Raw genomic sequence first — 22,424 nt, 5'->3', positions numbered from 1 at the left:
AGCCGGTGTGTCGCACGATCTGGCTGATAATCCGAGCTTTTTTGCGATGGATGTGATCAACGGGCCGACCTTCGGGGGAATTCAATGACCCCTGACGGTGCCTCATCGATCAATTTCGAACATTTATTTCATTTCCAGGGGGTGCCCGGATCGACCGCATTGGGGGCACTCGGACCTGCGGTACCGCGCCGCTCACGACGGCGTCGCCTCAGGAGCCCCTCCGGGACCTCTTCGGCGGTGAGCGCGAAGACGAGATGGTCGCGCCAGGCCCCGTCGATGTGAAGATATCGTGGACGCAGGCCCTCCTCGCGGAATCCGAGTTTCTCCACGACCCTGCGGCTCGGCCCGTTCTCCGGCCGAATACAGACCTCGATGCGGTGCAGGCCCACGGTCCGGAAGCAGTGGTCGACCGCGAGCGCGACGGCCGTCGGCATCACGCCGCGGCCCGCCACCGACTGGTCCACCCAGTACCCGACGTGGCCCGAGCACATCGATCCCCAGGTGATCCCGGCGACGGTCAACTGCCCGACGAGGCGGCCCTGGTACTCGACGACGAAGGGCAGCATCCGGCCCGCGTTCGCCTCCGAGCGCAGGTGCCGCACCATTTGACGGTATGTCGGGCGGTGGGTGATCGGTCCGCTCGGCGTGGGCGGCGGGATGGTCGCCTCCCAGGGGCGCAGCCAGTCGCGGTTGCGCCGGTTCACTTCGCGCCAGGCACGCTGGTCGCGCAGCCTTATGGGGCGGAGGACGACTTCGCCCTCCACCAGCACGACGGGCCACGACGGGCTGTTCAGTGCGCACCCCCGGGTGCCTGGGCGTCGGGTCTGGACCCGCTTCCGTCGGGTCCGGAATCGCTTCGCGGATGGTCGCCGCCGTGGATCTGGTCGACGGCGTGGGTCAGCAGCGGCCCGAGGACGGCGAGCCCGTCCTTCACACCCCCGCTGGAACCGGGCAGGTTCACGATCAGTGTGCGCCCGGCGACCCCCGCGAGGCCACGCGAGAGCGCCGCCGTGGGCACTTTCTCCCGGCCGTACGCGCGGATCGCCTCCGGAATGCCGGGTACCTCGCGGTCGAGGACGCGGGCCGTCGCCTCGGGGGTGCGGTCGGTGGGCGAGATGCCGGTGCCGCCGGTGGTGATCACGACGTCGTACGCCGCCCCGACCGCGGCCCGCAGCGCTGCCTCCACCGGATCGCCGTCCGGAACCACCTGGGGGCCCTCGACGGCGAAGCCCAGCTTTCTGAGGCCCGCGGCGATCAGGGGGCCGCCCTTGTCCTCGTAGACCCCTGCGGCGGCCCGGTTGGAGGCCGTGACGACGAGGGCGCGGTAGCCGTCGGTCATGACCGCGCCTCCCGGTTCCAGACCCCGGACTTGCCGCCGGTCTTCTCCTCCACCCGTACGTCCGAGATGACGGCTCCCTTGTCTACGGCCTTGACCATGTCGACGACGGTGAGCGCGGCGACGGAGACCGCGGTGAGCGCCTCCATCTCGACGCCCGTGCGGTCCGTGGTCTTCACGGTGGCGAGGATCTCCACGGCGTCGTCCGCCACGGACAGGTCGAGCTTGACCCCGGACACGGCCAGCGGGTGGCAGAGCGGGATCAGGTCGGGGGTGCGCTTGGCGCCCATGATCCCCGCGATCCGCGCCGTGGCGAGCGCGTCGCCCTTGGGCACGCCCTCGCCGCGCAGCAGCTCCACCACGCGCGGCGAGACGAGCACGCGGCCGCTGGCGCGGGCGGTGCGTGCGGTGACGTCCTTCTCCGATACGTCGACCATGCGGGCGGCACCGGCCTCGTCGATGTGCGTGAGCCGGTCGGTCTGGTCCTGCTGATGCTGCGAAGTGCTCATGGTGCTGTGGCGCTCCCGATCCGAGCCGTGCGCGGTGCGGCGCGCCGGACGATTTGTGCGCGACACGCTATCGCGAGCCTCCGACAGTCGGCCCTGTCAGCCCAGCAGGACCACGTCCACCTCGGCGCCGGGTTCCACCGACGTCGTGTCCTCGGGGACCACGATCAGCGAGTCGGCCTGCGCGAGCGCCGCGATGAGGTGGGAGCCGGCGCCGCCGACGGGGGCGACCTCGCCGGCCTCGGCGTCGTACACACCGCGCAGGAACTGGCGGCGGCCGGAGGGCGAGGTCAGCGCCTTGTCGGCGGTGAGGGTCGCGCGGGCCTTCGGGCGGTGCACGGCGTCCTCGGGCAGGCCCATCAGGGCGCGGATCGCGGGGCGTACGAACAGTTCGAAGGAGACGTACGACGACACGGGGTTGCCCGGCAGCGCGAGCAGCGGGGTGTGGTCGGGGCCGATGGAGCCGAAGCCCTGCGGCTTGCCGGGCTGCATGGCGAGCTTGCGGAACTCGACGCCGCTGCCGGCCCCGATGCCCTCCTCGTCGTCCGGGTCGCCGATGCCGCTCAGGGCCTCCTTGACCACGTCGTACGCGCCGACGCTGACGCCGCCCGTCGTGACGATGAGGTCGGCGCGGATGAGCTGGTCCTCGATGGTGGAGCGGAGCGTCTCGGCGTCGTCGGAGACCGCGCCCACCCGGTAGGCGATGGCTCCGGCGTCGCGGGCGGCGGCGGTGAGGGCGAAGCTGTTGGAGTCGTAGATCTGGCCGGGCGCCAACTGTTCGCCGGGCTGGACGAGTTCGGTGCCGGTGGAGACGACGACCACGCGCGGGCGCGGGCACACGCGTACGGTGCCGCGGCCGATGGCGGCGAGCAGCGCGATCTGCGGCGGGCCGAGGACGGTGCCGACGGAGAGCGCCCGGTCGCCCGCCTGCACGTCGCTGCCCTGTGCGCGTACGTGCGCGCGTGCCTCGGCGGGGCGGTGCACGCGGACCTCGCCCGACGCACCCTCAGGGGCCGTGCTGTGGGCGGGCATCGAGGTGACGGGGCCCGCGCCGAGTCCTCCGTCGGTCCACTCGACGGGGACGACGGCCTCGGCGCCGGGCGGCAGCGGGGCGCCGGTCATGATGCGGGCGGCCTCGCCGGGGCCGACGGTGGGCTGTTCGGCCTGGCCCGCGGCGACGTCCCCGATCACCGTGAGCACGGCGGGGAACTCCTCGCTCGCGCCCGCGATGTCCGCGACGCGCACCGCGTAGCCGTCCATCGAGCTGTTGTCGAACGGCGGCAGCGACAGCGGGACCGTCACCTCCTCGACGAGCACACAGCCCTGTGCGTCGAGGAGTTGGAGCTCGATGGGGTCGAGAGCGTGGACGGCGGCGAGGATGTCGTCCAGATGCTCGTCCACCGACCAGATCTGCGCCTGGTCCTCGGTGGCACTGAAACTGTTCACTGCTGCTCCCCTGCTCCTCGTGCCGGTGTACTGAATCTTCGGCGTATACCGGTGTTACTACCACGGGCGATATGTGACGCCCCGGAGGCGGTGTGCCGTACCGGGGCGCAGGTCCACCGGGGAGCGGGTGCCGGACCTCGTCGGGTCAGACCTCCTCGGCGACGTAGCCGCGCAGCCAGGTCCGGAACTCCGGTCCCAGGTCCTCACGTTCGCATGCGAGGCGGACGATCGCCTTGAGATAGTCGCCGCGGTCGCCGGTGTCGTAGCGGCGGCCCTTGAAGACGACGCCGTGCACGGGGCCGCCGATCTTCTCGTCGGCGGCGAGCTGCTGGAGCGCGTCGGTGAGCTGGATCTCGCCGCCGCGGCCGGGCTCGGTCTTGCGCAGTATGTCGAAGACGGCGGGGTCGAGGACGTAGCGGCCGATGATCGCGTAGTTGGAGGGGGCGTCGGCCGGATCGGGCTTCTCCACCAGGTCGGTGACCTGGACGACGTCCCCGTCCTCGGTGGCCTGGACGGCGGCGCATCCGTAGAGGTGGATCTGGGAGGGCTCCACCTCCATGAGCGCGATGACGCTCCCGCCGTGCTCCTCCTGGACCTCCACCATCTTCTGGAGCAGCGGGTCGCGGGGGTCGATCAGGTCGTCGCCGAGCAGTACCGCGAAGGGTTCGTTGCCCACGTGCGGGGCGGCGCACAGGACCGCGTGGCCGAGGCCCCTGGGGTCGCCCTGGCGCACGTAGTGGATGGTGGCGAGGTCGTTGGACTCCTGGACCTTGGCCAGGCGGCCCGCGTCGCCCTTCTTCTGAAGCGCCGCCTCCAGCTCGTGGTTGCGGTCGAAGTGGTCCTCCAGCGGGCGCTTGTTGCGACCTGTGATCATCAGTACGTCGCCGAGCCCCGCCGCCGCGGCCTCTTCGACCACGTACTGGATCGCCGGCTTGTCGACGACCGGGAGCATCTCCTTGGGAGTCGCCTTCGTGGCGGGCAGGAACCGGGTGCCGAGGCCCGCGGCGGGGATGACAGCCTTGGTGATCCTGGTGTGCGCGTCAGTCATGCGGGTCACCATATCCGGCTGCTATGGGCGGAATCTGTGGGTCCGCTTTGTAGGCACATATATGCGTCGAATAGGAGAGGTTTGTGACCCGGCTATGAGTCCGCACACCGATGAGCCCGCAGCTGAACCGCGCGGCGTCCACCCTGACAAGCGTTCCTTGCGCAGGGAGTTCCTCCAGGTGAGGAACGCATTGACGGAGGATGACGTACGGGAGGCGGAGCGGGCCGTGGCCCGCCGGGCTCTCGAACTCGACGAGTTGGCGAAGGCCCGCACGGTGGCGGCGTACGTCTCCGTGGGCGGCGAGCCCGGGACCGGCGCGCTCCTCGACGCCCTGCGCGCGCGGGGTACGCGCGTGCTGCTGCCGGCCCTGCTGCCCGACAACGACCTGGACTGGGGCGGGTACGACGGGGCGGCCTCGCTCGTCACGGTGCGGCACCCGGGAAAGATGGCCCTGTCGGAGCCCGGCGGCGAGCGGCTCGGCCCCGATGCCGTCCTGGAGGCGGACGTGGTGCTGCTTCCGGGGCTCGCCGTGGACGCGCGCGGGATGCGGCTCGGCCGCGGCGGCGGCTCGTACGACCGGGTGCTCGCGCGCCTGGAGGCGGCCGGTGCGCGGCCCGCGCTGGTCGTGCTGCTCCACGACAGCGAGGTCGTCGCACACCTCCCCCAGGAGGCTCACGACAAGGCCGTGGACGCGGTGGTGACGCCCTCGGGCGTGCGGCGCTTCTAGACCCCCGCGCCCCACATGCCGAAGGGGCCTGCACGCGCGCGTGCAGGCCCCTTCGGCATGGTGCGCTGTTATGGCTTCAGCACCAGTGAGTCCTCGGTGCTGTCACCGACGGCCTTCTCGGAGAAGTTCCACGGCAACAGGTCACCCTTGATCCACTTCTCGGTCTGGTCCGTGTAGTGGTCGCTGAAGGTGTGCCCCGAAGCGCCCGTGAGGTTGATCCACTTCGACTTGTCGAGGTCCGCCATGTTGACCACCATCCGCATGGACGGCACCCAGTCGACCCCGTAGCCGCCCGCCGCGTTCCAGCCGGTCGCGTTCACGGCCGCCTCGCCGCCGCCCAGCTTCCAGGGGCCGCGGTTGAGCACGTACTGGAGCCAGCCCGGGCCCTCGGTGCCGAGGGTCTGGTTCTTCAGCTCCAGCTTGTGCAGCCGGCCCCAGCTCCAGGTGTCGATGTCCTTGCCGAGCTTGGCCGTGAGGTCCCAGCGGGCGTCCTCCATGGCGCGCGCGAACAGCTGGTCACGGTTCTCGGTGGGGGCGTTCGTGCGGCTGCCCGGCGTCTTCCACCAGTCGTTCTTCGGATCCTTGATGATCTTGCGGACGACCTCGAACCAGCGGTCGCCGCCGTCCGGCTGCGCCGAGTGCGTGTCCCGCTCGCCGCACTCGCGGACCTTGCGGTCCTCGTCGGCGGGGCCCGTCTTGTCGACCGGCTCGACGCTCAGGCACTGGCCGTCGACACGCAGCTCCTTGGGCAGCTTGTTGCCGAAGGCGAGCTTGAGGATGTTGCGCCACACGGCGTTGAAGTAGGCCGCGGCGGCCGAGTCCGGGTTCTGGGTGTAGTCCCAGTTCTCCAGGAGCTGCTGCGCGTCCCTGACGTCCTTGTCCTGGACGTCGATCTTTTGCAGGTAGGGCACCAGGAGCTTCGCGATCTCGCTGCTGTTGTCCATCTGCATGGTGCGCATGTCGTTGGTGGAGACCTTCCCGCCGTCCTTGATCTTCGACTCGATCAGGTCGGTGATGCGCTGGCTGCGGGTGCCGTAGCCCCAGTCCTTGGTCAGCGTGTACGGGTAGCTGTCGTCGACCACGGCCTGGTTGGCGGTCACGATGTAGCCGCGCTTCGGGTTGAACTCGTAGGGCAGCTCGTTCTGCTTGATGTAGCCGGTCCAGCGGTACTTGGAGTCCCAGCCGGGAGACGGCAGGGAGCCGTCGCCCTCGCCTCGGGTCGGGATCCGGCCCGGCAGCTGGTAGCCGATGTTGCCCTCGGTGTCGGCGTAGGTGAGGTTCTGCGAGGGCACCTGGAAGTCGGCGGACGCCTTGCGGAACTCGGACCAGTTCGACGCCTTGTCGAGCCCGAAGACGGCGTCCATGGTGTTGCCCGGCTGGAGCGCGGTCCAGCGCAGCGCGATGCCGTAGCCGTCGCCGCGGTCGGGGGCCGCCGCGTCCACGCCGGCCTTCTTGCCGACCTTCACGAGTTCGGAGTTGCGGTCGGACAGCAGCGGCCCGTTGTCGGTCTCGCGCACCGTGATCGTCTTGGAGTCGCCGCCCGCGACCTTGATGGTCTCCTTGCGGGTCTTGAACGGCACCGTCTTGTCGTCGACCAGATAGCCGTCGCCGCTGAACTTCTCCAGGTAGAGGTCGGTGACGTCGACGCCCGAGTTGGTCAGGCCCCAGGAGATGTTCTGGTTGTGGCCGATGACCACGCCCGGCATGCCCGCGAAGGTGTAGCCCGAGGTGTCGTACTGGCACTTGCTGGAGACGCTCGTGCAGTGCAGGCCCATCTGGTACCAGACGGACGGCAGTTGCGGCGCCAGGTGCGGGTCGTTGGCGAGCAGCGGCTTCCCGGTGATGGTGTGGTCGCCCGAGACCACCCACGAGTTGGAGCCGATGCCGTTGCCGTTGGGTCCGAGGCCCGCGGAGTCGGGGATCTCGTCCAGGACCTTGGAGAGGCCGCCCAGCTGCCCCTGGAGGCCGCTGGGGGCCTGTGCGTCGCCCGCCAGGCCGGTGCCCGCCGCCCCGGCCGACTGGGTGCCCGTACCGCCGCCGGAGGACGCGTCGAACGACTTCGTGGCGCTGTCGTAGCCGCCCTCCTGCACGATCGGCTTGTGCCGCGTGTACGGATAGTCGGGGTACAGGTCGGCGATCTGCTTCGGGCCGAGCCGGCTCGTCATCAGCGAGCGGTCGATCTCCTCCTGCATGTTGCCGCGCAGGTCCCAGGCCATCGCCTTGAGCCAGGCCACCGAGTCCACCGGCGACCACTTCTGCGGCTTGTAGTCGTTCTCGAAGCCGAGCGCGACGTACTCCGCGGAGATCGCCTTGCCGCTCTTGCCCCCCAGGTAGGAGTTGACTCCCTTGGAGTACGCCTGGAGGTACTTCTTGGTCGAGGGCGACAGCTTGGTGTCGTACTCCTTCTGCGCCACGCGATGCCAGCCCATGGTGCGCAGGAACTCATCGGTCTTGACCTGGCCCCTGCCGAACATCTCGGAGAGCCGACCGGAGGTCGTATGGCGCCGCACGTCCATCTCGTAGAACCGGTCCTGCGCCTGCACATAGCCCTGCGCCATGAACAGGTCGTGGTCCGTGGACGCGTAGATCTGCGGGATCCCGTAGCTGTCCCGCTTGACCTGCACCGGTCCGTCGAGCCCGTCGAGTTGGATGGACCCGGTCGTCTGCGGCATGGACGCCCGCACACTGTCGACGCTCCAGTAGGCACCGAATCCGATGCCCGCAAGGACGGCCAACACGAGGACGATCACGATCAGTCGGGCTCGGCGCCCCTTCTTCTTGCCGGGCGGGCGGCCGGCAGAGGCGTTCGTAGTGGAGGGCATCGCGGTCCTTGCTGTCCTTCGCTAACCGGGCTGGGCGAGAGCAACCTTACGAGCAGTGCGCTGTGGCTCCGGACGCGGAGTCGAGAAGCAGGGTTCTACGGAGAACGGCGTGACGTATCCGGCATCAAGAAAGCGTTAACGATTAGGTAAGGTAACGAAGTAACTTGCCTGTCGCAGTGCCCCTCCTGGAAGGAACGGCCCCTGACTGTCCACCAGCTCAACCAGCTCCTGCTCGTCGGCGCCCTCGTGCTGCTCGTGGCGGTCGCCGCCGTGCGCATCTCCTCGCGCAGCGGACTGCCCAGCCTCCTGCTCTATCTCGGCATCGGCGTCGCCATGGGCCAGGACGGGTTCGGTCACGTCGACTTCAGCAACGCCGAAATGACGCAGGTCATCGGCTATGCGGCGCTCGTCGTGATCCTCGCCGAGGGCGGTCTGGGCACGAAGTGGAAGCAGATCAAACCCGCGCTCCCCGCGGCCGCCGCCCTGTCCCTCGTGGGCGTCTCGGTGAGCGTGGGTGTGACGGCGGCAGGAGCGCACTACCTGGTGGGCCTCGCGTGGCAACAGGCACTGATCATCGGCGCCGTGGTCTCCTCCACGGACGCGGCGGCGGTCTTCTCCGTTCTCCGTAGGGTGCCGCTCCCCGCGCGCGTGACCGGCGTCCTGGAAGCGGAGTCCGGCTTCAACGACGCCCCGGTCGTCATCCTCGTCGTCGCGTTCTCCGCCGCGGGCCCCATGGAGCACTGGTACGTCCTCGTCGGCGAGATCGCCCTGGAGCTCGCCATCGGCGCCGCCATCGGCCTCGCGGTCGGCTGGCTGGGCTCCTTCGGCCTGCGGCACGTGGCCCTGCCCGCCTCCGGCCTCTACCCGATCGCCGTCATGGCCATCGCCACCTCCGCGTACGCCGCGGGCGCCATGGCCCACGGCAGCGGGTTCCTCGCCGTCTACCTGGCCGCGATGATGATGGGCAACGCCAAGCTGCCGCACTGGCCGGCCACCCGAGGCTTCGCCGAGGGGCTCGGCTGGATCGCGCAGATCGGCATGTTCGTCCTGCTCGGCCTGCTCGTCACCCCGCACGAGCTGGCCGACGACATCGTGCCCGCGCTCCTCATCGGCCTGGTCCTCACGATGGTCGCGCGACCCCTGTCGGTCGTCGTCAGCCTGGTGCCCTTCCGCATACCGTGGGCGGAGAAGGCCCTCATGTCATGGGCCGGGCTGCGCGGCGCCGTGCCCATCATCCTGGCGACCATCCCGATGGTCACGGGCGTCGCCGACAGCCAGCGGATCTTCAACATCGTCTTCGTCCTGGTCGTCGTCTACACCCTCATCCAGGGCCCGACACTGCCCTGGCTCGCCGGGAAGCTGCGCTTGGCCGGCACCTCGGACACCGCCGACCTCGGCATCGAATCGGCGCCCCTGGAGCGGCTGCGCGGGCACCTGCTGTCCGTCTCCATTCCGGAGGGCTCGCGGATGCACGGCGTGGAGGTCGGCGAACTTCGGCTGCCCAAGGGGGCCGCCGTCACGCTCGTCGTCCGCGACGGCGCCTCCTCCGTGCCCGCACCCACCACCGTGCTGCGCAAGGGCGACGAACTCCTGGTCGTCGCCACCGACCCGGTGCGGGACGCGGCGGAGGCGCGCCTGCGGGCCGTCGCCCTCGGCGGAAAGCTGGCCGGATGGTTGGGCACGGCGGGCCCGGGAGCCCGTTAGCATGGATGCACAGACCATGTACGACCGACTCTGCCTGACGTAGAGCCGGCGCGACCGCAAAGCGGCCGCGGTCCCCTTGCAGCGCCGTGCTTCACGGCCTGACCTGCTTGGCCCAGGGCCTCTCCTGGCGCGGACCGTAGGTATCACTCGGTTCCCGGCGCATGAGGACGGCTCTCGGCGCGCACCCCTCAACCAGGAGGACCGCGCGCTACCAGGCGGCAGAAAGGCAAGGACCGTGCCACAGAAGGACACGGTCACCGAACCCGGCACCCAGCGGGCCGCACGCCCCGGCTACGGGCAGCTCCTGCGCACCCGCGGGGCCTGGACGTTCCTGCTTCCCGGCTTCGCGGCCCGCCAGCCGTTCGCGATGCTCACGATCTCCATCGTGCTGCTCGTGCAGCACACCACCGACTCCTACGGCACCGCGGGCGCGGTCTCCGCGACGACCGGTGTCGCCATGGCGCTGTTCGCGCCCTACAGCGGTAAGCTGGCCGACCGCTTCGGGCAGCGTGCCGTGCTGCTGCCCGGCGTGCTCGTGCACTCCGCGGCGGGTCTCACGCTCACCGCGCTCGCGCTCTCCGGGGCGCCCACCTGGACGCTGTTCCTGGCGGCCGTGCCCACGGGTGCCTCGACACCGCAGATCGGGCCCATGGTGCGGGCCCGCTGGGGCGTGAAGCTCCAGGGTTCGCCCCTGATGCAGACGGCCGCCGCCTTCGAGTCGGTCACCGACGAGTTCACGTTCGTGCTCGGACCGCTGTTCGCGACGGCCCTGTGCACCGGCATCGACCCGGCCGCGGGCCTGCTCACCGAGGCGGCGCTCACGCTCGTCGGCGGCCTCCTGTTCGCCACCCAGAAGGCCACCCAGCCCCCTGTGGCCGGCCTGGAGGGGCACGCGCGCGTGCAGCACGCCTCCGCGCTCCGCGTCCCCGGTGTGCGCGTCCTGATCGTCACGTTCCTCGGCATCGGTTCCGTCTTCGGCGGCATGCAGGTCTCGCTCGCCGCGTACACCGAGTCGATCGGCGAGCCCGGCCTCAACGGCGTCCTGTACGGGATCTTCGCCGCGGGCAACATGCTCTCGGGCCTGGTCTGCGGCGCCATCGCGTGGAAGATCGCCCCGCAGCGCCGGCTCCTCGTCGGCTACACGGCCCTCGCCGTCATGGCCTCCGGGCTGTGGGCGGCGCAGTCCGTGGTGCTGCTCGCCGGGCTCGGTCTGCTGGTCGGCGTGTGCATCGCGCCGTCCCTGATCACGGGCTACACGCTGGTCGAGAAGATCGTCCCCGTGGGCTCCCGCACCGAGGCCTTCACCTGGCTGACCGGCGCGGTCGCGCTCGGTCAGGCGGCCGCCGTGTCGGTGGCCGGACAGCTGGAGGACCGCCTCTGGGACGGCGCCGGATTCCTCGTCCCGATGGGCGGCACCGTGCTCGCCCTGATGGTCATGTTCCTGCTGCGTTCGCGGCTCACTCCGACCTCGGTGGGGCGGACCGTGGCACGTGGTGTGGGTCACCGCGAGCCCGTGGCAGTGGACTGATCCCGCGGAATAGGTCACTATGGATCGTCGTTAGCACTCAACGAGTGAGAGTGCCAGGAGGAAGACACAGTGCCGACTTACCAGTACCAGTGCACCGAGTGCGGCGAGGGCCTCGAGGCGGTGCAGAAGTTCACCGACGATGCCCTGACCGAGTGCCCCAGCTGCAACGGCCGCCTCAAGAAGGTGTTCTCGGCCGTCGGCATCGTCTTCAAGGGCTCCGGCTTCTACCGCAACGACAGCCGCGGTTCCTCGTCGAGCAGCAGCCCGGCGTCGGCCTCGAAGTCGTCGACCGGTTCCGAGTCGAAGTCCTCTGACTCGAAGCCGTCCTCGGACTCCAAGCCGTCGACGTCCGCTTCGTCCGCGTCTTCGTCGAGCTCGTCGAGTTCTTCGACGTCCTCCGCCGCGTAAGCAGCGCGACCAGCGCGAACAGCGCCGCGAATTCTTACGAGACCCTGTCGTCTTCGGACGGCAGGGTCTTCGGCGTTCCCCGCGTGACTACCGTGCTGCACCATGGCGACCAACTCAGGCAACACGAACGCAAGCGCCGCCGCCGAGATCGGCGTGATCGGCGGCTCCGGCTTCTACTCGTTCCTGGACGACGTGACAGAGGTCCACGTCGACACCCCCTACGGGCCGCCGAGCGACTCGCTCTTCCTCGGTGAGGTGGCGGGGCGCCGGGTCGCCTTCCTGCCCCGGCACGGCCGCGGCCACCATCTGCCGCCGCACCGCATCAACTACCGCGCCAATCTGTGGGCGCTGCGCTCCGTGGGCGTGCGCCAGGTCCTCGGCCCGTGCGCGGTGGGCGGCCTGCGGCCCGAGTACGGGCCGGGGACGCTGCTCGTGCCCGACCAGTTCGTGGACCGTACGAAGTCGCGGGCGCAGACCTACTTCGACGGCCGGCCGCTCCCGGACGGGACGGTGCCGAACGTCGTGCACGTGTCGCCCGCCGACCCCTACTGCCCCACCGGGCGCAAGGTCGCCGTGAAGGCGGCACGCGGCAAGGACTGGGAGCCGGTGGACGGCGGGACGCTCGTGGTCGTCGAGGGGCCCCGGTTCTCCACCCGCGCCGAGTCCCGGTGGCATGCCGCCATGGGCTGGTCGGTGGTCGGGATGACCGGGCACCCGGAGGCGATGCTCGCCCGTGAACTGGAGCTCTGCTACACGTCGTTGACCCTCGTCACGGACCTGGACGCGGGCGCGGAGAGCGGCGAGGGCGTCTCGCACGACGAGGTGCTCCAGGTGTTCGCGGCCAATGTGGACCGGCTGCGGACGGTGCTGTTCGACGCGGTGGCGGGGCTGCCCGCGGAGGCGGAGCGGGACTGCCCGTGCACGGGGGCGCTCGGCGGGATGGACCCGGGGTTCCGGCTGCCGTGACGCCGGGCTCCCGGTACCGGAACTCCCACTTCGGGTGAGGGAGTTGTCCACAACCGCTCGGTAGTGCACGGGCTCCGGCGGGATGCGGCGCGGAGGCGGATCGTGAGCGGCGAGACGGGCGAGGTGCCCGTCCGGCCCGACCGATCCGCAGGCGGTGACGACTGTGTCCGCATCTGTACCTGTCCCGTACGAGCTCGGCATTCCCCCGACGTCCGAGGTGCCGCCCTTCCCTCCCGTGCGGGTGCGCGGCGCGCGGTGGCGGCCGGGGCGCTCGGGCCGGCGTCGGCGCCGTCCTGCCGTGGCGGCGGGGCTCGTCCTGGCCGCCGCGGCGCTGGCGGCCGCGGTGCCGTCCTCCGGCGCGGGAGGCGGTCCCGAGCCCCCGCACGCGGGAGCGGCGCCGGGCGGTCGGGCCGCCGCGTCCGCCGTGACGGTGTCGGCGCCGGTGCGGATCGCGGACGCGGGTGCGGTGCGGCTGCTGCGGCCGGGCGACCGGGTCGACGTGGTGGCGGCGCGGGCGGACGGCGGGCCGGGGGTGCGGGTGCTCGCGTCCGGCGCCCGCGTGGCATCCGTTCCGAAACCGGGGCCAACTCTCGGTCAAGGCGGCGATGTCGGCGAAACCTCGGCTGCGGGCGGGGCGTTGGTGGTGCTGACGGTGGAACGCGCGACCGCGGCGCGGCTCGCGGGCGCCGGAGCCGCCTCTAGGTTGGCGGTGACGGTGTGGTGACGTATATCTCGTCAAGTCCCCCGATCGAGCTACTGAATTGGACAGGTCTGACCCGAACTGTCGTAGGTTGCGGAAGCGTTTGCTCCACAACCTGGACATGTGAAGAGAGGCCTTCTGGTGAGCGAGAACAACGGACCGAGCCTGTGGGAGGGCTTCAAGGCCTTCCTCATGCGGGGCAATGTGATCGACCTCGCGGTGGCCGTGGTCATCGGCGCCGCATTCACCAACATCGTGAACGCGGTGGTGGAAGGGGTCATCAACCCGATCGTCGGCGCGTTCGGCACGCAGGACCTGAACAAGTACGCGTACTGCCTGAAGGGCACGTGCGAAAAGGGCAGCGACGACAGCATCCAGATCATGTGGGGCACGGTTCTCAGCGCCGCGATCAGCTTCCTGATCACGGCCGCCGTCGTCTACTTCCTGATGGTGCTGCCGATGGCCAAGTACCTCGCCCGGCAGGCCGCGAAGAAGGCCGAGAAGGAGGGCACCCAGGAGGTCCTGGAGGTCTCCGAGCTGGAGGTGCTCAAGGAAATCCGCGACGCGCTCGTGGCGCAGCGCGGTTCGGGGCACACCGAGCCCTAGCAGGGCTCGCCGCGGCCCTTCAGATGTGGTGGGGCGGCTTCTCGTCGAGGAAACGGGCCAGGTCGGCGGCGCTGTTGTCGCCGGCTGCCGGCCGCTCGCCCCAGCCTCGGTCCGTGTCGTCGGAGGACTGCGCCGTCAGCGGATCGTCGAAGATCAGCGCGGCCTTGGGGTCACGCTTCTTCGGATCGCGCTTCTTGGGGTCGGGGGCGGGGCTGCTCATGGCTCCAGGGTACGTCGCCGGGGGCGGCGGCCCCCTGGGCGCCGGGTCAGACGGCCGTGAGGCCGTGGGACTCGAAGATCGCCTTGGCGGAAGCGACCTGCTCGGGGGTGGGCGAGGGGGTGTCGTGCAGCGTGAAGGTCTTGCCGAGCGCCTGCCACTTCGCCTCGCCGAGCTTGTGGAAGGGCAGCACGTCGACCCGGGAGACGTTGCCGAGGGAGCCCGCGAAGGCGGCGACGCCCTCGATGTTGGCGGGGTCGTCGGTCAGGCCGGGGACGAGCACGAAGCGCACCCACACGTTCTTGCCGAGGTCGGCGAGGCGGTGCGCGAAGTCGAGGGTGGGCTGAAGCGGGCGCCCGGTGACGTGCTTGTACGTGGCGCGGTCCCAGGACTTGATGTCGAGCAGCACGAGGTCCACGTCGCGCAGCAGGGCGTCGGTGGCGCGTACGCCGAGGAAGCCCGAGGTGTCGAGGGCGGTGTGCAGGCCCAGCTCGTGCTTGAAGCGGTGCAGCAGCTCGCCGGCGAAGACCGGCTGGAGCAGGGGCTCGCCGCCGCTGATGGTGGCGCCGCCGCCGGCCGCCTCGATGAACCGGGTGTACTTGGCGGCCTCGGCGACGATCGCGTCGGCTGCGGTGCGCTTGCCGTCGCGCATCTTCCAGGTGTCGGGGTTGTGGCAGTACAGGCAGGTCAGCGGGCAGCCGGAGAGGAACGTCACGAAGCGGGTGCCCGGCCCGTCGACGCCGGTCGACAGGTCCCAGGAGTGCACCGAGCCCTCGATGGGGCGACGGGTCGCGGCGGCGGCCGGGGTGGCGGCGTCGTTCGCGGTGAGGTTCTGGGTGAGCAGCACGGTCATGGCGTTCCTCCTCGTGTCCTACGGGGTGTCTCGGTCGGGAGGAGCGGCTCAGAGGGAGCCGTGGAAGGTGCGGTGGATGACGTCCAGCTGCTGCTCGCGCGTCAGGCGGACGAAGTTCACCGCGTACCCGGAGACCCGGATGGTGAGCTGCGGGTAGTTCTCCGGGTGCTCCATGGCGTCCTCGAGGGTGGCCTTGTCGAGGACGTTGACGTTCATGTGGAAGCCGTCGCTGGCCATGAAACCGTCGAGCACGCCGGACAGGTTGCCGATCCGCTCGGTGGGCGTGCGGCCGAGTGCGTCCGGGGTGATCGTGTTGGTCAGCGAGATGCCGTCCTCGGCGTCGTCGTAGGGCAGCTTCGCGACCGACAGGGCGGAGGCGATGTAGCCGTGCTCGTCGCGCCCGTTCATCGGGTTGGCGCCGGGGGCGAAGGGGGTGCCGGCGCGGCGGCCGTCCGGGGTGTTGCCGGTCTTCTTGCCGTAGACGACGTTCGAGGTGATCGTGAGCACCGACTGGGTGTGCACGGCGTTCCGGTAGGTCGGGTGCTTGCGGACCTTCTCCATGAAGCCGTGGACGATGCGCTTGGCGATGTCGTCGGCTCGGTCGTCGTTGTTGCCGTAGGCCGGGTAGTCGCCCTCGATCTCGTAGTCGACGGCGAGGCCGGTCTCGTCACGGATCACCTTGACCCTGGCGTGCTTGATCGCCGACAGGGAGTCCGCGGCGACCGACAGACCCGCGATGCCGCACGCCATGGTGCGCAGGATCTCCTGGTCGTGCAGGGCCATCTCGATACGTTCGTAGGCGTACTTGTCGTGCATGTAGTGGATGACGTTGAGGGCGTGGACGTACGTCTTCGCCAGCCAGTCGAGCATCGCGTCGTAGCGGGCGGCGACGGTCTCGTAGTCGAGGTATTCGCCCTCGATGGGCTCGAAGCCCTCGACGACCTGCTTGCCGGACTTCTCGTCGCGGCCGCCGTTGATCGCGTAGAGGAGCGCCTTGGCGACGTTCACGCGGGCGCCGAAGAACTGCATCTGCTTGCCGACGGCCATCGCGGAGACGCAGCAGGCGATCGCGGTGTCGTCGCCGTACTTGGGGCGCATCAGCTCGTCGGACTCGAACTGGATGGCCGAGGTGTCGATGGCGACCCGGGAGGCGAAGTCCTTGAAGCCCTTGGGGAGTTCGCGCGACCAGAAGACCGTCAGGTTCGGCTCGGGGGCCGGGCCGAGGTTGTAGAGAGTTTGCAGGGCGCGGAAGGTGGTGCGCGAGACGAGCGGGCGGCCGTCCTCGCCGATGCCGGCCATCGACCAGGTGACCCAGGTCGGGTCGCCGGAGTAGAGGTCGTTGTACTCGGGGGTGCGCAGGAAGCGGACGATGCGGAGCTTGATGACGAAGTCGTCGATGAACTCCTGGGCCTCGGACTCGGTGATCCGGCCGGCCTCGATGTCGCGCTGGAGGTAGATGTCGAGGAAGTTGTCGATGCGGCCGATCGACATGGCCGCGCCGTTCTGCTCCTTCACGGCGGCGAGGTAGGCGAAGTAGAGCCACTGGACGGCCTCGCGTCCTGTGGTGGCGGGTCCGGAGATGTCGTAGCCGTACGACATGGCCATGGCCTTGAGCTCGTTCAGCGCCTTGATCTGCTCGGAGATCTCCTCGCGGTCCCGGATGACGTGCTCGGTGGGCCAGGCGGCGGCGAGTTCGTCCTTGTCGGCCTGCTTGGCGGCGATGAGGCGGTCGACGCCGTAGAGGGCGACGCGGCGGTAGTCGCCGATGATGCGGCCGCGGCCGTAGGCGTCCGGCAGTCCCGTGATGATGCCGGAGGAGCGGCAGGCGCGGATCTCGGGGGTGTAGGCGTCGAAGACGCCCTCGTTGTGGGTCTTGCGCAGGTGGGTGTAGATCTCGCGGACCTCGGGGTCGGCCTCGTAGCCGTAGGCGTTCAGGGCGCCCTCGACCATCCGCCAGCCGCCGTTGGGCATGATCGCGCGCTTGAGCGGGGCGTCGGTCTGGAGGCCCACGATGAGGTCGTTGTGATTCGCGGGCGTGCCGTCGATGTAGCCGGGCCTGAACGCGTCGATGCGGGAGGGGGTCTTCACGTCGACGTCGTGGACGCCGCGCTCGATCTCCGCGGGGAACATCCCGAGGAGCTTGTCCCACACGGCGGTGGTGCGCTCGGTCGGTCCGGCGAGGAAGGAGCCGTCGCCCTCGTAGGGGGTGTAGTTCCGCTGGACGAAGTCGCGGACGTCGACGGCGTCGCGCCACAGCCCTCCCTTGAAGCCGTCCCAGGCCTCGCCGTGCGTCGTCTTTTCCGCGGGAGTGGCAGTCATCTGCGGCACCTTCCCCATCTCTTCGACCGGTGGGTTGCTACGTGTTCATTGCACTCCTGCGGGGCCCCTTGGAGGGGCGGCGATGGTCCTGAGTTCAGGACCATAAGGCCCTGCTTCGGGCCCAAATCCGCCACAACATGCGGGCTGACCTGGGGGTTTCCTCGGGACTTTCGACCCATGTCCGCTTGTGAACGCATTCACAAGAAATGTGCCGGATTTCCGTGGTACCGGCCGCGGCCGCACATGCGTGGACTGCGTGCCGATTCCCCCACGCCGCGGCCCGATCTGCTGGGGTGGACCCATGACGTCCACGCCAGACAAACGCTCCCCGATCCGCCGCATGGTCGAAAGGGGGCGCGACGAGGAACACCGGGCCGCGTCCCCGCTGGAGCTCTTCTTCGACCTCTGTTTCGTCGTCGCCGTCGCGCAGGGCGGGGCGGAGCTGGTGCACGCGGTCGCGGAGGGCCACTCGGGCGCCGGCGTGATCGACTACGCGCGCGTCTTCTTCGCGATCTGGTGGGCGTGGATGAACTTCACGTGGTTCGCCTCGGCCTACGACAACGACGACGCGGTCTACCGCGTGATCACGCTCGTCCAGATCGCGGGCGTCCTGGTGCTCGCGGCCGGCGTCTCACAGGCGTTCGCACACGACAACTACATGGTGGTCTGGCTCGGCTACCTGATCATGCGGGTCGCGATGGCCACGCACTGGCTGCGGGCCGCCGCCTCCACCACGGGGGCCGAGCGCCGGGTGGCGCTGCGGTACGCGGGCGGGGTGCTCGCCTGCCAGATCGGCTGGCTGGCCCTGCTGTTCACGCCCAAGGCGGCGCAGGGCTGGGTGTTCCTCGCGATGGCGATCCTGGAGATGTGCGTGCCGGTGTACGCGGAGCGGGACCGGCAGACGTCCTGGCACCCGCACCACATCGCCGAGCGCTACGGCCTGTTCACGATCATCGTCCTCGGCGAGTCGATCGCCGCGGCGACGGTCGCGGTGAAGTCCGGCATCGAGGAGAACGACGCGCTCGGCGAGCTCCTGCCGATCGCGGCGGGCGGCCTCCTCATCGTCTTCGCGGCCTGGTGGATCTACTTCGCGGTGCCGATCCACGACCGGCTGCGCAGCAACCGGCAGGCGTTCGTGTGGGGCTACGGCCACTTCTTCATCCTCGCGTCGGCGGCGTCCATCGGCGCGGGCATCGAGGTCGCCGTCGAGCAGGCGGTGGGCGAGGCGCACATCTCCACGGCCGCGGCCTCCGCCGCCGTGACCGTCCCGTCGGCGGTGTTCCTGCTCCTCGTGTGGGCGCTGCACGCGCGGTTCTTCAAGGTGGGGGCCGCGCAGCAGATGGCGTTGCCGGTCAGCGCGTTGCTGGTGCTCGCGTGCACGTTCGCGGGGCACTGGGCGGTGCTCGCGGCGGGGATCGTCGCGGCGCTCACGGTGGCGGCCGGGGTGACGCTGTCCTCGCGCGGGAGCGAGCCGCAACCGGCCTGACCGGCCTGACCGGCCGCGAACGGCACCCCGGGCGGCACCCCGGCCGGGAGCCAACTCCCGTGGTAGGCATGGCACATGACGACACGCAACGATGCCCTCACCGACGTCCGCGGCCTGCGCGTCGGACACGCCACCCGCGTCGGGGACGGATTCCTGACCGGTACGACGGTCGTGCTCGCCCCCGAGGGCGGCGCGGTCACCGCCGTCGACGTACGCGGCGGTGGCCCCGGCACGCGGGAGACCGACGCACTCGACCCGCGCAACCTCGTGCAGCGGATCGAGGCCATCGTGCTCACGGGCGGCAGCGCCTTCGGGCTCGACTCCGCGTCGGGCGTGATGGCGTGGCTGGAGGACCAGGGGCGCGGGGTCCCGGCCGGCGCCCGCCCCGGGGACGTCGTGCCGGTGGTGCCCGCGGCGTGCGTGTTCGACCTCGGCCGGGGCGGCGACTGGCGGGCCCGGCCGGACGCGGCGACGGGCCGCGCCGCCATCGAGGCCGCCGCCGCGACGGAGCCCTGCTCCCCCGTCCAGGAGGGCAACGTCGGCGCGGGCACCGGCACGCTCGTCGGGAAGCTGCGCGGCGGCATCGGCACCGCCTCCACGGTCCTCGACTCCGGGATCACGGTCTCCGCCCTGGTCGTCGCGAACGCCGCGGGCTCCGCCGTGGACCCGGCCACCGGGGCGCTCTACGGCGAGTTCTTCGCGGAGCGCGGACCGGTGACGTACCCGACGCCACAGACGCACGAGGCGGCGGGCAAGCGGATCGCGGAGGCGGCCGCGGCCAACGGGGTGCAGCCCCTCAACACCACCCTCGCCGTCGTCGCCACCGATGCCGACCTCAGCCGCGCCCAGGCGCAGAAGGTCGCCGGTACCGCGCACGACGGGATCGCCCGGGCCGTACGCCCGGTGCACCTGCTCAACGACGGGGACACGGTGTTCGCGCTCGCCACCGGGGAGCGGCCGCTCGACGCCGCGAACCCCCTCGCCCTCAACGAGGTGCTCGCGGCCGGTGCCGACCTCGTGACGCGGGCGATCGTGCGGGCCCTGCGCACGGCGGAGTCCGTGTCGGTCGACGGCCGCACCCACCTCTCGTACAGCGACCTCTACGGGGGCCCGGCCGACGCCGTGTAACAGAGATCCACCGCCGCGTAACAGAACTGTCCCTGTGGCTGCGTTCACAACAAGCGGAGGGAACCCTTCCGCCCTTCTCACGCTCTTCCCCCACATCGGTAGAGAACCTGCGGAACAGCAGAAACCACGAAAAGGGGAGCAGACCGTGAGCAGGCAGAACATAGCCGTCGTGTGCGCGACCATCGCCGTCGGCGCACTGACCCTCACGGCCTGCGGGGGCGACGCCACCGCCAGCGACGACAAGGGCGGCGACGCCCCGAAGATCGCCATCTCCGCCAAGGACGGCTCGACCGGCGCGTCGATCAACGCGACCGGCGTGAAGGTCAAGGACGGCAAGCTGACCACGGTGAAGATGACCGAGTCGGCGAGCGGCAAGACCGTCCCCGGCACGATCACGGCCGACGGCGCGGCATGGAAGCCGAAGGAGCAGCTGGAGCGCGGCACCAAGTACCGGATCTCCGCCTCCGCCAAGGACGACGGCGGACACAAGGCCGCCGCCAACTCCATCTTCACGACCGTCTCCAGCGCCAACAGCTTCATCGGCACGTACACGCCGGACGACGGATCGACCGTCGGGGTCGGCATGCCGGTCTCGTTCACGTTCGACAAGGCGATCACCAACAAGAAGGACGTGCAGTCGCACATCACGGTGACGTCCAGCGGCGGCCAGAAGGTCGTCGGCCACTGGTTCGGTGCACAGCGCCTCGACTTCAGGCCCCAGGAGTACTGGAAGGCCGGCTCCAAGGTCACCATGAAGATCGACCTCGACGGCGTCGAGGGAGCGAACGGGGTGCACGGCGTGCAGGACAAGACGGTGAGCTTCACCGTCGGCCGCGCGCAGGTCTCCACGGTCGACGCGAACACGCAGAAGATGACGGTCGTCCGCGACGGCAAGACGATCAAGTCGGTCCCCGTCTCCACCGGAAGCAACCAACACCCGACGTACAACGGGCAGATGGTGATCTCCGAGAAGTTCGTCCAGACGCGCATGAACGGCGACACCGTCGGCTTCGGCGGCGAGTACGACATTGCGGACGTGCCGCACGCGATGCGCCTGTCCCAGTCCGGGACCTTCATCCACGGCAACTACTGGAGCTCCCCCGGCATCTTCGGCTCGCAGGGCACCAGCCACGGCTGCGTCGGCATGCGCGACGTGAAGGGCGCGGGCGGCGACACGACCGCCAAGTGGTTCTACGACAACTCGCTCGTCGGCGACGTCGTCGTCATGAAGAACTCGCACGACGAGACGATCGCCCCCGACAACGGCCTGAACGGCTGGAACATGGCGTGGGACCAGTGGACCGCGGGCAGCGCCGCCTGACCCGCACGCGTCCTCACCGCCCCACACGCACGCTCTTTGACACGGGCCGCGCGGGAACCTCCCGCGCGGCCCGCGCGTTGTCCAGGCACGTTGCTCAAATCCCGTCCCCCGTTTGTCATTTCACGGACACGAAGTCCGGCCGAAGGACTACGGTATGCACCCACGAGGTGACACGAAGCAATACTGGGAGGTGCCTTGAGCGCTCCGTATGACTCCGGGCCCGAGACCGGGTTCGGGACCGAACCGGACGCGTCACCCGAAGCACAGCTCGGGCGGCTCCTCGGCCGTGCGCTCAACTCCTTCGACCTGCCCGACGAAGCACTGGAGCGGCTCGACGGTGCACTCGCGTACGCGGGCTCCCTGCACTCGGCCCACCACAGCGCGGGCCGCCACCGCGAGACCTACCGGCACAACTGGCTGCTGGTCGACGGCGGCTCCCTCACCCTCTGGGAGCTCGTGCACAACACGGGACGCGACGGCACCCCGCAGCACGAGGTCTACGTCTCCGAGGACGAGCTGCACCTCGCGACGGGACGACTTCCGCTGCCCCAGGACGCCGAGCCGGAGTTCGACCTCCACGTCCCCATGACCCCCGTCAAGCTCCCCGCACCCCCGCCGATACGCCGCACCTTCGGCGCCGCGGACCCGGACAGCTCCGCCGACCACGCCCGCCGCCTGCTGCGCCGCGCGGAGAACCCGGACGCCACGACGCGCCCCGGCCCCGGCACGGCGCGGCTGCTGCAAGAGGCGTGCGCACACCACATCACCCAGGCCTTCGGCTGCCGCGTCAGCCACGGCTTCGCGCTGTACGAGCACGCGTTCCTGCTGCGCGACGACTGCGAGCTCAGCCTCTGGGAGGTCGAGCACACGGCGACGCCGGACGGCCGGCACATGTGCGAGGTGTACGCGACGCAGGAGGCGGCGCGGGCCGCGATGGAACACCGCGCGGCGTCCCACCCGCGGGCCCGCGGGTAGCACTCGCCCTACCGGCGGCTGAACTCCCGTACAAGACCGGCGAAAGCGTCCTGCTCGTCGGCCGTCAGCGGCACCGACTCCAGGGCGGGCGCCCGCGACTGCGTCGGAAGCACGCCCATCGGCAACTGCGGCCGCGGCCGCGGCGGATCGAAGGCGACGGTACGCACCAGGCGGGCCAGACCGACCACCCAGGCCACGGCCGCGAGAGCGACCAGGGCCAGACCCAGCTGCTGAAGGATCGACACGTGCTCAGGCATGCGGTCCAGTGAACACCACAGTCCGGGACTTTGGTCCCGGACCGTGACGTATCTCGCAAGACTCCTCAGGC

At 70.3% G+C, this 22,424-nt stretch carries 21 protein-coding genes; 11 read left to right on the top strand and 10 right to left on the bottom strand.

The window, feature by feature from the left end; genetic code table 11:
• Nucleotides 1-128: 128 nt before the first annotated feature.
• The 5 genes from ACNYS0_RS23990 to galU form a co-directional block, all read right to left on the bottom strand.
• A complete protein-coding gene (locus tag ACNYS0_RS23990) occupies nt 129-770 on the bottom strand; it encodes a GNAT family N-acetyltransferase (protein ID WP_422476547.1) in 642 nt (213 codons plus the stop codon).
• 20 nt (nt 771-790) lie between these two features.
• Nucleotides 791-1,339, bottom strand: coding sequence for a MogA/MoaB family molybdenum cofactor biosynthesis protein (locus ACNYS0_RS23985; RefSeq protein ID WP_422476546.1), 549 nt, complete (start codon nt 1,337-1,339; stop codon nt 791-793).
• Complete coding sequence (moaC, locus tag ACNYS0_RS23980; RefSeq protein ID WP_422407909.1) at nt 1,336-1,845, bottom strand: cyclic pyranopterin monophosphate synthase MoaC; 510 nt, start codon at nt 1,843-1,845, stop codon at nt 1,336-1,338. The genes ACNYS0_RS23985 and moaC overlap by 4 nt, the downstream gene beginning before the upstream one ends.
• Before the next feature lie 96 nt (nt 1,846-1,941).
• Complete coding sequence (gene glp / locus ACNYS0_RS23975; RefSeq protein WP_422476545.1) at nt 1,942-3,288, bottom strand: molybdotransferase-like divisome protein Glp; 1,347 nt, start codon at nt 3,286-3,288, stop codon at nt 1,942-1,944.
• A gap of 145 nt (nt 3,289-3,433) precedes the next feature.
• On the bottom strand, nt 3,434-4,336 hold the full coding sequence (gene galU / locus ACNYS0_RS23970) for a UTP--glucose-1-phosphate uridylyltransferase GalU (protein ID WP_422476544.1): 903 nt from the start codon (nt 4,334-4,336) through the stop codon (nt 3,434-3,436).
• Nucleotides 4,337-4,430: 94 nt separating this feature from the next.
• Between galU and ACNYS0_RS23965 the strand changes: the two genes are divergently transcribed.
• Nucleotides 4,431-5,063, top strand: a complete 633-nt coding sequence (locus ACNYS0_RS23965; protein ID WP_422476543.1) for a 5-formyltetrahydrofolate cyclo-ligase — start codon at nt 4,431-4,433, stop codon at nt 5,061-5,063.
• Between the two features lie 68 nt (nt 5,064-5,131).
• On the opposite strand, the gene ACNYS0_RS23960 is transcribed toward ACNYS0_RS23965, so the two are convergent.
• Nucleotides 5,132-7,885 (bottom strand): penicillin acylase family protein, encoded by a 2,754-nt coding sequence (locus ACNYS0_RS23960; protein WP_422476542.1) that lies wholly within the window; start codon nt 7,883-7,885, stop codon nt 5,132-5,134.
• Nucleotides 7,886-8,131: 246 nt separating this feature from the next.
• On the opposite strand from ACNYS0_RS23960, the gene ACNYS0_RS23955 reads away from it, so the two are divergent.
• The 6 genes from ACNYS0_RS23955 (at nt 8,132) to mscL (ending at nt 13,797) form a co-directional block, all read left to right on the top strand.
• Complete coding sequence (locus tag ACNYS0_RS23955) at nt 8,132-9,589, top strand: potassium/proton antiporter (protein WP_422476541.1); 1,458 nt, start codon at nt 8,132-8,134, stop codon at nt 9,587-9,589.
• 235 nt (nt 9,590-9,824) lie between these two features.
• Nucleotides 9,825-11,117 carry an MFS transporter gene (locus ACNYS0_RS23950; protein ID WP_422476540.1) on the top strand — a complete coding sequence of 431 codons (1,293 nt, stop codon included), beginning with the start codon at nt 9,825-9,827 and terminating at the stop codon, nt 11,115-11,117.
• Between the two features lie 69 nt (nt 11,118-11,186).
• The gene (locus ACNYS0_RS23945) at nt 11,187-11,525 is read left to right on the top strand and encodes an FmdB family zinc ribbon protein (RefSeq protein ID WP_422476539.1); all 339 of its coding nucleotides are present in this window, start codon (nt 11,187-11,189) and stop codon (nt 11,523-11,525) included.
• Nucleotides 11,526-11,627: 102 nt separating this feature from the next.
• Complete coding sequence (locus ACNYS0_RS23940) at nt 11,628-12,491, top strand: S-methyl-5'-thioadenosine phosphorylase (RefSeq protein ID WP_422476538.1); 864 nt, start codon at nt 11,628-11,630, stop codon at nt 12,489-12,491.
• Nucleotides 12,492-12,654: 163 nt separating this feature from the next.
• Nucleotides 12,655-13,215 (top strand): hypothetical protein, encoded by a 561-nt coding sequence (locus ACNYS0_RS23935; RefSeq protein ID WP_422476537.1) that lies wholly within the window; start codon nt 12,655-12,657, stop codon nt 13,213-13,215.
• Nucleotides 13,216-13,332: 117 nt separating this feature from the next.
• Nucleotides 13,333-13,797, top strand: coding sequence for a large conductance mechanosensitive channel protein MscL (mscL, locus tag ACNYS0_RS23930; RefSeq protein WP_422476536.1), 465 nt, complete (start codon nt 13,333-13,335; stop codon nt 13,795-13,797).
• Between the two features lie 19 nt (nt 13,798-13,816).
• Here mscL and ACNYS0_RS23925 read toward each other — a convergent pair whose 3' ends face one another.
• Genes ACNYS0_RS23925 through pflB form a run of 3 tightly spaced genes read right to left on the bottom strand, consistent with a single transcriptional unit; the run spans nt 13,817 to nt 17,186 of the window.
• Complete coding sequence (locus tag ACNYS0_RS23925; protein WP_422476535.1) at nt 13,817-14,017, bottom strand: hypothetical protein; 201 nt, start codon at nt 14,015-14,017, stop codon at nt 13,817-13,819.
• Nucleotides 14,018-14,063: 46 nt separating this feature from the next.
• Nucleotides 14,064-14,867 carry a pyruvate formate-lyase-activating protein gene (gene pflA / locus ACNYS0_RS23920; protein WP_422476534.1) on the bottom strand — a complete coding sequence of 268 codons (804 nt, stop codon included), beginning with the start codon at nt 14,865-14,867 and terminating at the stop codon, nt 14,064-14,066.
• Nucleotides 14,868-14,915: 48 nt separating this feature from the next.
• A complete protein-coding gene (gene pflB, locus ACNYS0_RS23915) occupies nt 14,916-17,186 on the bottom strand; it encodes a formate C-acetyltransferase (RefSeq protein WP_422476533.1) in 2,271 nt (756 codons plus the stop codon).
• Nucleotides 17,187-17,487: 301 nt separating this feature from the next.
• Here pflB and ACNYS0_RS23910 point away from each other — a divergent pair, with 301 nt between their 5' ends.
• From ACNYS0_RS23910 to ACNYS0_RS23895, 4 genes are all read left to right on the top strand, one after another.
• Nucleotides 17,488-18,672, top strand: a complete 1,185-nt coding sequence (locus tag ACNYS0_RS23910; protein ID WP_422476532.1) for a low temperature requirement protein A — start codon at nt 17,488-17,490, stop codon at nt 18,670-18,672.
• Nucleotides 18,673-18,747: 75 nt separating this feature from the next.
• Nucleotides 18,748-19,800, top strand: coding sequence for a P1 family peptidase (locus ACNYS0_RS23905; RefSeq protein ID WP_422476531.1), 1,053 nt, complete (start codon nt 18,748-18,750; stop codon nt 19,798-19,800).
• A 145-nt stretch (nt 19,801-19,945) separates the two neighbouring features.
• Nucleotides 19,946-21,121 carry a L,D-transpeptidase gene (locus ACNYS0_RS23900; protein WP_422476530.1) on the top strand — a complete coding sequence of 392 codons (1,176 nt, stop codon included), beginning with the start codon at nt 19,946-19,948 and terminating at the stop codon, nt 21,119-21,121.
• A 195-nt stretch (nt 21,122-21,316) separates the two neighbouring features.
• Nucleotides 21,317-22,096 (top strand): DUF6227 family protein, encoded by a 780-nt coding sequence (locus ACNYS0_RS23895; protein ID WP_422476529.1) that lies wholly within the window; start codon nt 21,317-21,319, stop codon nt 22,094-22,096.
• An 8-nt stretch (nt 22,097-22,104) separates the two neighbouring features.
• Here ACNYS0_RS23895 and ACNYS0_RS23890 read toward each other — a convergent pair whose 3' ends face one another.
• Nucleotides 22,105-22,353: a hypothetical protein gene (locus tag ACNYS0_RS23890; protein ID WP_422476528.1), complete on the bottom strand. Its 249-nt coding sequence runs from the start codon at nt 22,351-22,353 to the stop codon at nt 22,105-22,107.
• Between the last annotated feature and the right edge of the window lie 71 nt (nt 22,354-22,424).

The sequence above is a fragment of the Streptomyces anthophorae genome (genome assembly GCF_049310305.1).
Taxonomy (GTDB): Bacteria; Actinomycetota; Actinomycetes; order Streptomycetales; family Streptomycetaceae; genus Streptomyces.
The sequence above is the reverse complement of the archived record's forward strand: the minus strand, read 5'-3'. Positions and strand labels throughout refer to the sequence as shown.

Coding starts and splice junctions, on each gene's coding strand:
- ACNYS0_RS23965 (WP_422476543.1), top strand. CDS start 4,431: ATGAGTCCGCACACCGATGAGCCCGCAGCTGAACCGCGCGGCGTCCAC.
- pflB (WP_422476533.1), bottom strand. CDS start 17,186: ATGACTGCCACTCCCGCGGAAAAGACGACGCACGGCGAGGCCTGGGAC.
- galU (WP_422476544.1), bottom strand. CDS start 4,336: ATGACTGACGCGCACACCAGGATCACCAAGGCTGTCATCCCCGCCGCG.
- ACNYS0_RS23985 (WP_422476546.1), bottom strand. CDS start 1,339: ATGACCGACGGCTACCGCGCCCTCGTCGTCACGGCCTCCAACCGGGCC.
- ACNYS0_RS23905 (WP_422476531.1), top strand. CDS start 18,748: ATGACGACACGCAACGATGCCCTCACCGACGTCCGCGGCCTGCGCGTC.
- moaC (WP_422407909.1), bottom strand. CDS start 1,845: ATGAGCACTTCGCAGCATCAGCAGGACCAGACCGACCGGCTCACGCAC.
- ACNYS0_RS23890 (WP_422476528.1), bottom strand. CDS start 22,353: ATGCCTGAGCACGTGTCGATCCTTCAGCAGCTGGGTCTGGCCCTGGTC.
- ACNYS0_RS23940 (WP_422476538.1), top strand. CDS start 11,628: ATGGCGACCAACTCAGGCAACACGAACGCAAGCGCCGCCGCCGAGATC.
- pflA (WP_422476534.1), bottom strand. CDS start 14,867: ATGACCGTGCTGCTCACCCAGAACCTCACCGCGAACGACGCCGCCACC.
- ACNYS0_RS23960 (WP_422476542.1), bottom strand. CDS start 7,885: ATGCCCTCCACTACGAACGCCTCTGCCGGCCGCCCGCCCGGCAAGAAG.
- ACNYS0_RS23925 (WP_422476535.1), bottom strand. CDS start 14,017: ATGAGCAGCCCCGCCCCCGACCCCAAGAAGCGCGATCCGAAGAAGCGT.
- ACNYS0_RS23910 (WP_422476532.1), top strand. CDS start 17,488: ATGACGTCCACGCCAGACAAACGCTCCCCGATCCGCCGCATGGTCGAA.